General features: G+C 55.2%; 13 protein-coding genes. 5 read left to right on the top strand and 8 right to left on the bottom strand.

Annotation, left to right across the window (positions count from 1 at the left end):
• Positions 1-61 precede the first annotated feature (61 nt).
• Both NH344_RS10185 and NH344_RS10180 read right to left on the bottom strand, forming a co-directional pair.
• A complete protein-coding gene (locus NH344_RS10185; RefSeq protein WP_058577479.1) occupies positions 62-919 on the bottom strand; it encodes a universal stress protein in 858 nt (285 codons plus the stop codon).
• 19 nt (positions 920-938) lie between these two features.
• Positions 939-2429 (bottom strand): SulP family inorganic anion transporter, encoded by a 1491-nt coding sequence (locus NH344_RS10180; RefSeq protein WP_074210198.1) that lies wholly within the window; start codon positions 2427-2429, stop codon positions 939-941.
• Positions 2430-2928: 499 nt separating this feature from the next.
• Between NH344_RS10180 and NH344_RS10175 the strand changes: the two genes are divergently transcribed.
• Positions 2929-3942 carry an isocitrate dehydrogenase gene (locus NH344_RS10175; protein ID WP_044630268.1) on the top strand — a complete coding sequence of 338 codons (1014 nt, stop codon included), beginning with the start codon at positions 2929-2931 and terminating at the stop codon, positions 3940-3942.
• Positions 3943-3944: 2 nt separating this feature from the next.
• On the opposite strand, the gene NH344_RS10170 is transcribed toward NH344_RS10175, so the two are convergent.
• Positions 3945-4721, bottom strand: a complete 777-nt coding sequence (locus NH344_RS10170) for a ZIP family metal transporter (protein WP_074210196.1) — start codon at positions 4719-4721, stop codon at positions 3945-3947.
• 56 nt (positions 4722-4777) lie between these two features.
• On the opposite strand from NH344_RS10170, the gene NH344_RS10165 reads away from it, so the two are divergent.
• The gene (locus NH344_RS10165) at positions 4778-5047 is read left to right on the top strand and encodes a sigma factor (RefSeq protein ID WP_082051476.1); all 270 of its coding nucleotides are present in this window, start codon (positions 4778-4780) and stop codon (positions 5045-5047) included.
• Between the two features lie 60 nt (positions 5048-5107).
• Here NH344_RS10165 and NH344_RS10160 read toward each other — a convergent pair whose 3' ends face one another.
• Positions 5108-5758, bottom strand: a complete 651-nt coding sequence (locus NH344_RS10160) for a peroxiredoxin (RefSeq protein WP_044630270.1) — start codon at positions 5756-5758, stop codon at positions 5108-5110.
• A gap of 105 nt (positions 5759-5863) precedes the next feature.
• Complete coding sequence (locus NH344_RS10155) at positions 5864-6901, bottom strand: CNNM domain-containing protein (RefSeq protein ID WP_044630271.1); 1038 nt, start codon at positions 6899-6901, stop codon at positions 5864-5866.
• Between the two features lie 171 nt (positions 6902-7072).
• Between NH344_RS10155 and NH344_RS10150 the strand changes: the two genes are divergently transcribed.
• From NH344_RS10150 to NH344_RS10140, 3 genes are read left to right on the top strand one after another with little or no spacing between them, the layout of a single operon-like run.
• A complete protein-coding gene (locus NH344_RS10150) occupies positions 7073-10549 on the top strand; it encodes a DNA methyltransferase (protein WP_228219440.1) in 3477 nt (1158 codons plus the stop codon).
• The gene (locus tag NH344_RS10145; protein WP_058577478.1) at positions 10549-11298 is read left to right on the top strand and encodes a HipA family kinase; all 750 of its coding nucleotides are present in this window, start codon (positions 10549-10551) and stop codon (positions 11296-11298) included. Before NH344_RS10150 ends, NH344_RS10145 begins: the two co-directional genes overlap by 1 nt.
• Positions 11295-12116 (top strand): DUF3037 domain-containing protein, encoded by an 822-nt coding sequence (locus NH344_RS10140; RefSeq protein WP_054641159.1) that lies wholly within the window; start codon positions 11295-11297, stop codon positions 12114-12116. Before NH344_RS10145 ends, NH344_RS10140 begins: the two co-directional genes overlap by 4 nt.
• 92 nt (positions 12117-12208) lie before the next feature.
• Here the strand turns inward: NH344_RS10140 and NH344_RS10135 are convergent, their stop codons facing one another.
• The 3 genes from NH344_RS10135 to NH344_RS10125 form a co-directional block, all read right to left on the bottom strand.
• A complete protein-coding gene (locus NH344_RS10135; protein ID WP_054641158.1) occupies positions 12209-12676 on the bottom strand; it encodes an S-ribosylhomocysteine lyase in 468 nt (155 codons plus the stop codon).
• Between the two features lie 53 nt (positions 12677-12729).
• A complete protein-coding gene (locus NH344_RS10130) occupies positions 12730-13077 on the bottom strand; it encodes an antibiotic biosynthesis monooxygenase (RefSeq protein WP_044630276.1) in 348 nt (115 codons plus the stop codon).
• A 63-nt stretch (positions 13078-13140) separates the two neighbouring features.
• Entirely contained in the window at positions 13141-13818 is a 678-nt protein-coding gene (locus NH344_RS10125; RefSeq protein ID WP_228219439.1) for a haloacid dehalogenase type II, read from the bottom strand.
• Positions 13819-14101: the final 283 nt, after the last annotated feature.

Genomic DNA, 14101 nt, shown 5'->3' with positions numbered 1-14101 from the left:
TCCCACAAAAAAGCCGGGCTGCTCTTACGAGCAGCCCGGCTTAAGCGATGTTGATAAGCGGTTAACGCAGTATTAACACAGGTATCCGGCTGCTTCGCAGCATGGCCGTGGTGGTACTGCCTACTAGCAAATGACGAATGCGCGAGTGCCCGTAGGCTCCCATCACCAGTAGATCAATACCGCTTTCCTGCTCGTAAGCTTGCAAAGCGTCATCCACTTCACCCGCGCGAATCGCGCCTTCTGCATGATGCCCTGCTTCACGCAAAGTGTTTAGCGCCCACGCCAGCTCACTGCGGTGCTCGGCTGTTTCTGCTCCTACAATCAGTACATGGCAGGTTGCCCCCGCAAATAGCGGCGAGCGGGCCAGCATCTCCACCCCTTTGCGGGCGGTTTGGCTGCCATCAAAGGCAATCAGCACCTTTTCCGGCCGCTGAAAGGCTTTCGGCACCATCAAAATCGGGCGGTGCATTTCGCGCACCACCCGCTCTAGGTTAGCGCCCAGGTGCCCACTTGCCTGGTGGGCGGTTTCGCCGCGCTTGCCTACCACTAGCAGGCGCACGTCTTTTTCCAGCTCTACCAGTGTTTCCACTAGCGTGCCGTTTAACTGGCGGGTCGTGGGGCTACTTACCCCATCTTCCACCGCCCTGGCCTTGGCCGCTTCGAGCATCAGCTTGCCTTGCTCACGATTTACCCTGGCACGCTGCTCATCAAGCGCTGAGAGTTCTTCCATCAGCTTTTCGCGGGCACCGAAGCGCAGGCTGCCGGATAAGTTTTGCTCTTCGGGTGCCCAAGAGTGATTATCTACAACGTGCACAAAGCTTAGCGGTGCACCCAGGGCCAGGCTTGCCCAGGCGGCATAGTCGCAAACGCCTTCGGCAAATTGGGAGCCGTCAATGGCGGCGAGTACGTGTTCAGTCATGCTGCTCTCCTTGCCTGGCTTAGTGGCCGCCCATCAGTTTTTCAACGGCTTCCGGGTCGTTATGAACGGCGTAGCGGTCCACCACGGTGGCGCTTGCTTCGTTTAGGCCTACCAGTTCAACCTCGGTGCCTTCGCGGCGGAATTTAATCACCACGCGGTCAAGCGCCTGAACGGCGGTCACATCCCAGAAGTGCGCCTTCGATAGGTTAATGATCACCTTATCGATGCTCTCTTTGAAATCAAACGCGGCCATAAAGCGCTCAGACGAGGCAAAAAACACCTGTCCAACCACTTGGTATTCGCGCTCTTTACCGGCCTCTATTTCTTTTGAGCCGACGTACATGATGTTGCTAACTTTATTGGCGAAGAACAGCGCCGCCAGCAGCACGCCGACAAAAACCCCCATAGCTAAGTTATGGGTACCGACGGTCACCGCGACAGTCGCCAGCATGACGATATTGGTGCTCATCGGATGCTTTTTCAGATCGCGAATGGACTCCCAGCTAAAGGTACCAATCGAGACCATAATCATCACCGCGACCAGCGCCGCCATGGGAATTTGCGATACCCAGTCTGACAAGAACACCACCATCAGCAGCAGCACCACGCCCGCAATCAGCGTCGATAAACGCGTCCGGCCACCCGATTTAATGTTGATCACCGACTGGCCAATCATCGCGCAACCAGCCATACCGCCCATTAAACCAGCGCCAATATTAGCCACCCCTTGGCCTTTACACTCGCGGTTTTTATCGCTGGGTGTATCAGTAAGATCATCCACAATCGTGGCGGTCATCATCGACTCAAGCAGGCCCACCACTGCCAGCATCACGGCGTAGGGAAAAATAATCATCAGGGTTTCAAGATTTAACGGCACGTTCGGCCATAGGAAAACCGGCAGCGTATCCGGCAGCTCGCCCATATCGCCCACGGTGCGAATATCCATACCGCTCACCATATACACCACGGTCAGCACCACGATGCACACCAGGGGCGAAGGAACCGACTTGCCAATCTTCGGCAAATAAGGGAACAAGTAGATAATCCCCAGGCCAGCCAGCGTCATGGCATACACATGCCACGTCACATTAGTAAGCTCCGGCAGTTGCGCCATAAAAATCAGGATCGCCAGCGCATTCACAAACCCGGTGACTACCGAGCGGGAGACAAATCGCATCAGCTCCGCCAGGCGCAGGTAGCCCGCGATAATTTGCAGCACGCCGGTCAGCAACGTGGCGGCCAGCAGATACTCCAAGCCATGCTCACGCACTAGCGTTACCATCAAAAGCGCCATGGCACCGGTGGCCGCAGAGATCATACCGGGGCGGCCACCGGTAAAGGCGATAATCACCGCGATACAGAACGAGGCGTAAAGCCCCACTTTCGGGTCCACGCCCGCGATAATTGAAAAGGCGATCGCTTCAGGAATTAGCGCCAGCGCGACGACAATACCTGAGAGCGTGTCGCCCTTAATGTTAGAGAACCACTCATGCTTACTGAAAAGTGCCATTCAGGGAGTCCATGGTTAGAGGTTTAAAGACATTGCGCGCCGCAGCCGCACACAAAGGCAGCACAAGAGCGCACGTTAGTAATAGATTGTCGGATGAATGCTACCAATCGAAGACGCAAACGCGCCGGTAGCCAAATAGCGGCAACGGGGTGCCATAGCACCGATATAACGCGAAGAGCGTTATGGCGCTAATTAAGGAGGGAGAACCTAGGGTGGAGTCATCAGCCCTGGTGCCGGCAGAGCAACGGCTGCCATTACATTGATCATTACAGATAAACCTTGCTGTTTTAACATCGTTATTCAGGCGACGGGGTAGCCGCTAAGTGCTTAGGTCACCGTGAGCGCGGCATTCTATCAATAAACAAACCGATTCGCACCCGCCACCCTAGACGTTTAGACGATGACCTGATCCCTAAGCTTGGCTTACCATGGCACTCAAACGGCGGCCCCACCGCCCTTTCCTCGCCACTTTCTACCCTACCAACGAGAGGACCCGCTCATGAGCCAGACAGTCGCAGTGATTAAAGGCGATGGCATCGGCCCCGAAATCATGGATGCCACCCTGCAAGTGCTAGACGCCCTTGAGTGCGGGCTGAACTACGAGTTTATCGACGCAGGTCTGGTAGCGCTTGAAAAGCACGGCACGCTGATTCCACAAGCCTCGTTGGACGCCATTGAAAAGCACGGCATTGCCCTGAAAGGCCCGCTCACCACGCCGATTGGTAAGGGCTTTTCATCCATCAACGTGCAGTTACGCCGCCATTTTGACCTCTATGCCAACGTGCGCCCCGCCATCAGCTTTCCGGGCACCCGCTCCCGCTACGATGATATCGACATGATCACCGTGCGGGAAAACACCGAAGGGGCTTACCTCTCCGATGGCCAAGAGATGCTCGACGACGGCAATACCGGCATCTCGGTGATCAAAGTGACCCGCAAAGGCTCCGAGCGCATCGTGCGTTACGCCTTTGAGCTAGCCAAACAGAATGGTCGCAAGAAGGTCACCGCCGTTCACAAAGCCAACATCATCAAGACCAGCTCCGGCCTGTTTTTAGACGTTGCCCGTGAAGTGGCCAGCGAGTATCCCGAGATCGAATTCCAAGAGATGATCGTGGATAACGCCTGTATGCAGCTGGTTATGAACCCTCACCAATTCGATGTGGTCGTCACCACCAACCTGTTCGGCGATATCCTCTCCGACCTGTGCGCTGGACTCGTGGGCGGTTTGGGCTTAGCCCCAGGGGCGAACATCGGTGAAAAAGCGGCCATTTTTGAAGCGGTACACGGCTCGGCGCCGGACATTGCAGGCAAGAAAATTGCCAATCCCTGCGCCCTGCTGCTTGCCGCCGCCCAGATGCTCGACCACCTCGGCATGACCGCCAAGGGGGATGCCATTCGTCAGGGGATTCGCGCCGTGCTGGAAAAACGCCGCGATATGGTCACACCCGACATGGGTGGCACCGGCACCACCGATACCTTCGCCCAGGCGCTGGTGGAGCACCTAAAAGGCTGAGCCTAGCCCAGCCATACATCGAGAAACAGCATGATCACCAAGCCCATCGCCAGGCCAAACGTCGCTTTCTTCTGGTGGCCACAGCGATGGGTTTCGGGAATGATTTCGTGGCTAATCACGTAGAGCATGGCACCCGCAGCAAACGCCAGGCCCCAGGGCAACAGCACTTGAGAAACGGTGACGACGCTGGCGCCAAACAGCCCGCCAATCGGCTCAATGAGCCCGGTCAGCGCCGCAATCGACCAGGAGCGCCACTTGGAGTAGCCTTCCCCCATCAGCGCCACGGCTACCGCTAACCCTTCCGGCATGTTCTGCAAGCCAATGCCAATTGCCAGCGGCATCCCGCCTTCTAATCCATTGGCACCAAAGCCAACGCCGACCGCCAAGCCTTCCGGCAGGTTGTGAATTGCAATAGCAAACACAAACAGCCATACCCGGCGCAGCGATGCGGCTTCAGGCCCTTCCCTTCCTTGCTGAAAGTGCTCGTGGGGTAAGCGCTCGTTGAGCAGTGCAATCGCCGCCATACCCAACAAAATAGCGGTGCACACCAGTGCCGCCGGAATTGGCCCGCCCGAATAGTAGATCTCTGCGGCATCTAGCGCCGGAATAATTAGTGAGAAAAACGAAGCCGCCAGCATCACCCCGGCCGCAAAGCCCAGCGCTAAATCACGAAACCCCCGACTTGGCGTTTTGCCCAGCAGCACGGGCAACGCCCCCACGGCGGTCAATAGCCCAGCCACCAAACTGCCTAAAAATCCTAATAACAGCGTATTTTCCATGAATATCGTAAACTCGATGTGCGATGAGAAGGAACCAGCAACGACAAGGGGACACTGTGACCATCACCGCTTCACTGGCCGCCACGCATTTCAGCTACATGCGCCCTCGCCTACTTGCCTTTGCGCGCTTACAGCTAAGGGACTCAGCCGCCGCCGAAGATGCCGTTCAAGAAACTTTACTGACCGCCTTTGAAAAAAGCACGACGTTTGAAGGCCGCTCAGAGTTTGAAACCTGGGTATTTGGCATCTTGAAATTCAAGATTCTAGATCAGTTACGCCACCAGAAAAAACAGGGGCGCTGGCAGCCACTAGAAGAACCCGCCTAGCATAAAAAAAGCCCCGACAGTGGCACTGGCGGGGCTTCCAATCGACTGCTTGTCGCGCGATTAACGCAGCTTGGTCTTGCGTAGGTAAGGCAGCACGGTGTCAAACTCACCAAATTTCTGCTTGGCGTCCTCGTCTGAGACGCTGGGCGGGATGATGACATCCTGGCCGACTGTCCAATCCGCCGGGGTGGCAATCCCATGCTTTGCCGTGGTTTGCAGCGCATCCAGCGCACGCAAAATTTCGGCAAAGTTACGGCCTACGGTCATCGGGTAGGTCATGGAGAGCTTTAGCTGCTTATCCGGGCCGATGATGAAGACCGAACGCACGGTGGCGCTGTCCGCTGGCGTGCGGCCATCGGGCAGGTAGGCATCTTCCGGCAGCATATCGAACAGCTTGGAGACTTTGAGGTCTTCATCAGCAATGAGGGGGAAACCCACGCTACTGCCGCTCGCGGTTTCGATATCGCCTGCCCAGCGATTGTGGTCTTCCACGCCGTCAACAGAAACACCAATTACCTTAGTGCCGCGCTTTTCCCATTCGGCACTCAGTTTCGCTACTGCGCCCAACTCAGTGGTGCACACCGGTGTGAAGTCTTTGGGGTGCGAGAAGAGAATCGCCCAGCTATCGCCGATCCAATCGTGAAAACGAATCGGCCCTTGGCTGGTTTCTGCTTCAAAGTCAGGTACGACTGCATTGATACGTAATGACATCGTTGCTCCTCGTTAAAGTGAAGTGGCTCTCATACCTTATATGACTTTCAACGCCTTCACTATAGAAGAACGTTTAGCGCTAAGACAATGAGGTTATGGCAGCGTTCACTCTGCTGGTTTCACATTCTTATCTTCGCGTTTAATACGTTTGACCCAACGCTGTTTCGCATAGTGGCGCAGGTTCGCCACGCTGTCAGTTTCATCGACGATATCTTGGCCGAGAATGGTCTCAATAATATCTTCCAGCGTGATCAGCCCTACAAAAGTGCCGTGCTCATCGTAAACCACCCGCATGTGCAGGTGATCTTTCAACATAGAGGTAAATACCTGCTCCACATTATTGGAGACGTCGACGCTACCAATGGGGTGCATCAGCTCACGCATCGTTTTGGTGTCGTCGGCATGGTACATATCCGCCTTGTGTACGTAGCCAAATGCCTGTTCGCCGTTATCCATCACCGGGAAGCGAGTAAACGGCGCTTTACCGTACTGCTCGTCAAATTCGCTAACGGACATGTTCGGTGGCACGGTCTCACACACGGTGCGAGGCGTCATGGCCTTACTCACCGCAATTTCGTGCAGGTTGAGCATGTTGATGATGGTGCGCGACTCATCGGCGTCCAACACTTGCTGTTCCAGGCCAACCCGCGCCAGCACTTTGATCTCATCGCGCAGATCCACGTCATGCTCTGACTTACCTAAGCGGCGGGTAATCTGCTCCGACATCCAAATAAACGGCAGCAGACCCATAATCATCGGGTTGAGCAACTTCGGCAACAGCGGCGCTAGGCCACGCCAGTAGGTAGCACCGATCGTCTTGGGGATGATCTCTGAAAGAATCAGAATCAGCATGGTCATCACGGCAGAGACAATCGCAATGGATGCCTCACCAAACACGACCGCTGCCTGAGCACCCACCGCCGTTGCCCCGACAGTATGAGCAATCGTATTGAGCGTCAGAATCGCGGCAAGCGGCCGATCGATATTGGTTTTCAGCTTGGTCAGCGCGGTGTGAAGTTTGGGATTGTCTTCTTTTTGCTTGGCAATATAGCTCGGCGTAATCGACAGCAGCGCTGCCTCAAGAATAGAACACAGAAAGGAGAACGCGATTGAAAAGGTGGCAATCGTGACGAGGAGGAACATGGAAGGCTCATGTAGTTGATGATAAATGCGTTATAGGGGCACTGACCGCCAGAAGCAAGTGGCGGTTCAACAAAAGGGCTTTTTCACTTAGATACCCATGCTAACATCTAACCTCTCTTAATCTAGTTAAATAACCTTGTTAAATACTGCTGCCTGAAAGGATGCTTGCTGATGTTTGACGCGCCCGCTGCTGTTGCTACGCCTGAAGCCGTTGATACCTTTATTGCCCGCTGGAAGGGCACTACCGGCACCGAAAAGGCCAACTATCAGCTATTCCTTTCAGAGCTATGCGCACTGCTTGCGCTACCCACGCCCGACCCCGCCAGCAAAGACAACAGTGAAAACGCCTACACCTTTGAGCGCCGGGTAGATATTCAAAACCCCGACGGCAGCGAGAACCGCGGTTTTATCGACCTCTACAAGCGCGGCGCCTTTGTACTGGAAGCCAAGCAAACCGGCAAAGGGCTAGAAACCAAAGGTTGGGATAAAGCCATGCAGGCGGCCTATAACCAAGCCGACCAGTACGTGCGCGCCCTGCCCGCCAACGAAGGCCGCCCGCCGTTTATTGTGGTAACGGATGTGGGCCGCACCCTGGCACTGTATTCGGAATTTTCGCGCTCTGGCGGCACCTATGTGCCCTTCCCCGACCCGCGCAACTACCGCATCAAGCTGGAAGACCTGCGCCAACCTGAGGTTCAACAACGCCTAAAAGCCTTGTGGGAAGCGCCCGACACCCTAGACCCGAGCCAATACGCTGCCCGCGTGACCCGTGAAGTCAGCGCAACGCTAGCCCAGCTTGCCAAAGCGCTGGAAGCCGATGGTTACGAAGTGGACCGCGTGGCGCACTTTTTGAAGCGCTGCCTGTTCACCATGTTCAGTGAAGACGTAGAGCTACTGCCTAAAAACAGCTTTACCGACTTCCTCACCCGCATGAAAGAGACCCCCGAGCACTTTGCCGACGCCATTGGCTCGTTATGGGAAAGCATGAACAGCGGCGGTTTTAGCGGCGTGCTCACGGCCAAGGTAATGCGCTTTAACGGCGGCCTGTTCAAAGGCATCGACCCCATCCCGCTCACCCCCGAACAAATTCAGTTATTGATTGATGCCGCCAAAGCCGACTGGCGCTTTGTGGAACCGGCCATTTTCGGCACGCTGCTGGAGCGCGCCCTAGACCCCCGCGAACGCCACAAACTAGGTGCCCACTACACGCCCCGCGCTTACGTCGAGCGGCTGGTGATGCCCACGCTGATTGAACCGCTACGCCGGGAGTGGGCCACCGCCCAGGTGGTCGCGGAAACCCACAACCAGAAAGGCAAAACCGATAAAGCGCTAGAGAGCCTGCGCGCCTTTCACCACAAGCTCTGCCAAGTACGCGTGCTGGACCCCGCCTGCGGCAGCGCCAACTTCCTGTATGTCGCGCTTGAGCACATGAAGCGCCTGGAAGGTGAGGTGTTAAACCTGATTGCCGACCTCAGCGGCGGGCAAGACTCCTTGGAAGCCGAAGGCTTTACCGTCTCGCCCCAGCAGTTCCTCGGCATGGAAATTAACCCCCGCGCCGCCGTCATTGCCGAAATTGTGCTGTGGATTGGTTACCTTCAGTGGCACTACCGCATTAACGGCAAGCTCGACCTGCCCGAGCCGATACTCAAAGACTTCCACAACATCGAAAACCGCGATGCGCTGATAGAATTTGAACGCCGCGAACCGCTGCTGGATGACAATGGCCAGGAAGTCACCATCTGGGACGGCATCAGCATGAAGAAAAGCCCCGCCACCGGCGAGCTGATCCCCGATGAAGCCGCCCGCACCCCCGTGTACCGCTACCACAACCCCAGGCGTGCCGAGTGGCCAGAAGCGGATTACATTGTCGGCAACCCGCCGTTTATTGGGGCCTCTACCATGCGCCGCGCCCTCGGCGATGGCTATGTAGACGCCGTGCGTCAGGTATTTAAAGGCACGGTGCCGGAATCTGCCGATTTTGTGATGTACTGGTGGCACATTGCCGCCGAGGCGGTGCGCAACGGCCACGCTCAACAGTTTGGCTTTATTACCACCAACAGCCTGCGCCAAACCTTCAACCGCCGCGTACTGGAACCACATTTAAACGATGCTAAAAAGCCACTTTCGCTCACCTTCGCGATTCCCGACCACCCCTGGGTCGATGGCAACGACGGTGCCGCCGTGCGTATCGCCATGACCGTAGGCCGCGCAGGCGAAGCGCCGGGGCTGCTACAGCAAGTGACTAATGAAAACAGCGATGAAAGCCGCGAAGCCCGCAATGTGGCACTAAGCCGCCGCGAGGGTAAGGTGTTTGCCGATTTGAGTATTGGGGCGGATGTGGCAGGGGCGCAATTTCTGAAAGCCAACCAAGAAATTAGCTCACCCGGTGTGAAATTACATGGGGCTGGCTTTATTGTAACTCCAGAAGAAGCCAACCAGCTTGGCCTGGATAACAACCCAACTCTTAAGCAGGTAATCCGCAATTACCGCAACGGTCGAGACCTCACCCAAACTCCACGTGGCGTCAAAGTAATAGACCTTTTCGGTCTAACCGCCGACGAGGTAAAGCGGCAGTTCCCGTCTGTTTATCAATGGATATTCGAACGCGTTAAGCCTGAGCGAGACCAGAACAAGCGTGCCACTTATCGTAATAATTGGTGGATTTTCGGTGAAGCGAGAAAAGATTGGCGTCGTTATGCTAATGGCCTTCCCCGCTACATCGCCACGGTAGAAACGGCGAAACATCGTCTTTTTACCTTCTTAGATGCTGATATTCTTCCAGATAATATGCTGGTAAATATCGCTATTGATAATCCTACGTGTCTAGGAGTCTTATCGAGCCGTATGCACTTTCGGTGGGCCAATGCCAATGGTGGCTCACTTGGGATGTACGTAGGCGATGTTCGTTATAACAAAACCCGCTGTTTCGAGACCTTCCCTTTCCCAGAACTGACCGACGAGCAGGCGGCGAAGATCGGCCAACTGGCCGAGCAGATCGACGCTCACCGCAAGCGTCAGCAGGCCGAGCACCCCACACTCACGCTTACCGGTATGTACAACGTGATGGAGAAGCTGCGCGCAGGCGAAGAACTCAACGCCAAAGAGCAAACCATCAACCAACAAGGCTTGGTCAGCACCCTGCTTGCCGACCACGACGCCTTAGACCGCGCGGTATTTAACGCCTACGGCTGGGATGACTTGGCAAAAGCACTTGTGGGCTTGCCCGGTGCCACCACGCCCCTGCCGGGTAAACCCGCCGCCCAGGCAGAAGCCGAAGAAGAGTTACTAATGCGCCTAGTGGCGCTCAACAAACAGCGCGCCGCAGAAGAAGCGCAAGGCAAGGTGCGCTGGCTACGCCCGGATTACCAAGCTCCAGAAGAAGCCGCCCCCACCCAAAAAGAGCTGCAAAGCACCACGGCTGAGGCCAGCGCCCCAGCCGCCGACAAAACAAAAGCCACCTGGCCCAAAGACCTCGCCACCCAGGTCACGCTGCTGCGGGACATGCTCGCCCAAAGCCCCCACAGCGCGGAAAGCCTAGCCGCCCAGTTCAAACGCAAACCGCTAAAAGGCGTCAACGAGGTACTCTCCGCGCTGGCCGCCCTCGGCCAAGCCCAGCAGGACGACGACCACTGGCGGCTGGTGAGGTGATGATGGAAAAGCCCCGCATCGTAGAAGCCAAGGAGATTCTGCGCCAATCAACTCAAGGCCGCACTCAGCCATTTATTGTGCGTGATGTTATGGATGAGCAGTACGTGGTCAAAGGTATCCATGGCGTTGGCCAACCGTCATTGGTCGCTGAACTCATTTGCGCTGAATTGGCACGGCGGTGTGAATTACCTATCGCTGAGTACGCTTTGATGCGATTTCCAGCAGGCATGCTAGATTTTTCCATGGAGCCTCGCGCCTCCGATCTGAAAGGCGGGCTAGCATTCGCTTCTAAGGTCGCTGCGCATAGCCAGGATCTGCTTTTTTCACAAATCTCAGAAGTCGATGAAGTGATTCAGCAGCGGCTTTTGCTATTCGATATGTGGGTTAACAATGAGGATCGTCGCCTGAGCGCTCAAGGAGGCAACGTCAACCTGCTATGGAGCTCAGTGAACGGTTTGGTAGTGATTGATCATAATCTAGCTTTCGACCCTATCAACGGTAACGGCGATTTTGAAAATCATGTATTTAGCCATCAACGTGCATGTTTTGCGGACCTGGAAGTACGCGCACGCCACGAGGCGGTGCTTGACGCGGCCCTGAACGATTGGGATATGATCATCGATTCGATTCCTCTGGAGTGGCTCTATCACGATATAGACGATGACACCTCAGAGATACACCCCTCACTGGCAGAGCGCTTCAATCTATTAGCACGGTTACGCGATCCTTCCTTCTGGAGCCTGATATGAGCGCCATTATTTGTAATTATGCAGTACTGCGCTTTCAGCCCTACCTAGATACGGGTGAGTTCGCGAACCTGGGAATCATCATGCTCTGCAATAACGGCGTGTTCCTTCAACGCGTTGAAACCGTTGCTCGCAAACGCATCACACAATTTTTCGATAAACTGCCAGCAAAAGTGTTTACTCAGGCACGCCAACATTTCGTCACAGAGCTCAAGAGGACGGTTGATCTAGCCAACCAGCACCAAGGCCAACCTGAGGTGCAGCTGCGCATTTTCAAAGATTTAATAGAGCCTCGTGAAGCCATGTTTCGCTTTAGCAGGCCAGGCACGCTCGCCGCCAAAGACCCACAAGCAGCGCTGGATGAGCTATTCAACCGCTATGTTCATCATGATTTTAAGCACGTAGCATCACCAGAAGAACAGCTCACCAAAGATGTCACGCAATGGCTAAAATCGCTGAACCGTCGTTACACAGAGCAAACGCTGGGAAACGATATCGTGCGCGTAAAGTTGCCGTTCGTCTGGCAGGAAGGCGCACACATACGACAGGCCATCAAACCCATCAGTTTTGATTTGGATGACGCCAGCAAAATTATTGAGAAGGGTGATAAGTGGCTAGCGCATTTACGCCGCCTTAAAATTTCTGGCCATAACCCTGACGATATGGTGTTTATTAGTCAGGCACCGAAGGTACAAAAAGGCCCTAAATTGCAAGCATACCGAGAGATTTGCCAAGAAATAGAGGGTGAGTACTCAGCACGTGTGCTACCAGAGCAACTTGGACAACACAGCATTCTCAAGGCAGTTTCAGCACCTTTTTAGTCAACACAGCGTTAGGTGCCTTCAGTTTTTCAAGCTCACACTAAAACGCCCCAGACGGGGGCGTTTTGCGTTCTGAATCGACTCAAGGCTGTTTAAGCAAACACTTCCGTCCACTCACTGCGCTTGGCTAACAGGCCTTTGGCGAGTTCCTGAGCGCCTTCCAGGCTGTGGCTGGCGGCCCAGCCGCACTGCATTTCGTTGCAAGCGGGCACTTCGGTGGCGGTTAGTACGTCGTTGAGGGTTTTCTCGATGATCGACAGCACATCGTCGTAATCATCGTGGTTGATCAACGCGATATAGAAGCCGGTCTGGCAGCCCATCGGGCTGATATCGACCACTTTATCGGTATGGTTGCGCGACATTTCCGCCATTAAGTGCTCCAGGGAGTGCAGCGCGGGCATCTCCATGTGCTCTTTGTTGGGCTGGCAGATCCGCAGGTCATACTTGTGGATACGGTCGCCGTTCTGGCCCTCTTTAATATCGGCCAAACGTACGTAGGGCGCTTTCACCTTGGTGTGATCCAGGTTAAAGCTTTCAACGTTCATCTTCTTTTCGGTCATGGTGGCTCCGTCGTCGCTCTCTTTCGTTCGCCTATTCTACACGCTGAAGGCGGTTACACCTTGGGAGCGTCGAAATTCCACGGTTCATCGGTGTAAACGCATACATTGGCGTCTTCAATGTCGCCATCGGGCGACTCAACGTGCTTGGCGAAGAAGTCTTGAATCTCTTTACGCTGGCAGTGGGCTTCAAACTCTTCGCGACTGGCCCAAATTTCATGGAACACAATCGGGTAGCTAGTGCCTTGGGCAAACGGGTTATCGATCTGGCGAGTCACCGTGTAGTGTAAGCAGGCATCTTCGCGGTGCGTATTGGGTTCTAACGTCTGTAGCGCTTTAAATACGGCTTCCTCTTTACCAGCCTTGGGTTTGAAGCTAGCGATGCAGTAGATTTTTTTCGACATATTGTGTTCCATGTAAGGAGGGTTCTGCCCACCATTATGGGGCCGATAGCGGTAGATACCAACCTATCGCATCATCCGTTCCGCCAGCGTTTCTAATTCAGGTACCGTCATATCCGGCTCAATGCCCCAGGGGTCGAAGGGAGCGTCCGAATGGCGGCGTACCCAGGCGCTACGCAGGCCCGCGTGGGCCGCACCAATCACATCAAAGGGGTTGCTAGAGATCAGCCAGGTGTTTTCCGGGCGCGTTTCTAGCCACGTGCGTAGGTAGGCATAAACGGCGGGGTCGGGCTTGAAGCGCTTTACCTCATCGACACTGATCACGACATCCATATGACTCCTCACACCTGCGCGAGTCAGCAGTTGGCTAACAGCTTCTTCCGTGCCGTTGGAAAAGGCCACGCAGCGGATGCCCGCATCGCGCAGTTGGTCCAGCGCAGGCACCACATCTGGGAACGCAGGCAGCTCCGCATAAACGGCCATTAAGTGGTCGTGGTCATTATCGGAAAGGCCGGTTTGTAGCGCTCGATCGGTGAATACCAGCGCTTCACGCGTGCACTCGGTAAAGGACACATAAGCCCCCATCAGGCCATGGCGGAAGCTGTACTCCAGCTGCTTTTCCCGCCAGCGTTTGGCAAACTCGCCTGCCTTGGTGACATCGCTTAGGCGGCGTTCCAGTTCAACGGTTACCCCCTGGGTATCAATTAGCGTGCCGTATACATCAAAGGCTAGTACCGGTTGCATTGTGTACGTCTCCTTAACGATCCATTGTCTATTCACTGTATTCAGCATAGACACCGCGATCAAAAACAGCCGTGAACAAAATCGAGTAGGAAGGGGAGTCACCTCCCCCGTCCTCTCACACCACCGGGCATACGGTTCCGTACCACGGCGGTTCACGAACAACGTTTGAGCCATCTTACCGTATCCAGTATCGATATCAGGCCCTGATCATAAAACCACTTTCTAGGTAGGGCCTGATTCATGTGCGAGGCTCCGGCGTTCCACCAGGGCCCTCGCCCATTAC

Source organism: Halomonas sp. Ps84H-12 (genome assembly GCF_024124725.1).
GTDB classification, from domain to species: domain Bacteria; phylum Pseudomonadota; class Gammaproteobacteria; order Pseudomonadales; family Halomonadaceae; genus Vreelandella; species Vreelandella aquamarina.
This window is presented reverse-complemented; position numbering and strand designations above follow the sequence as displayed.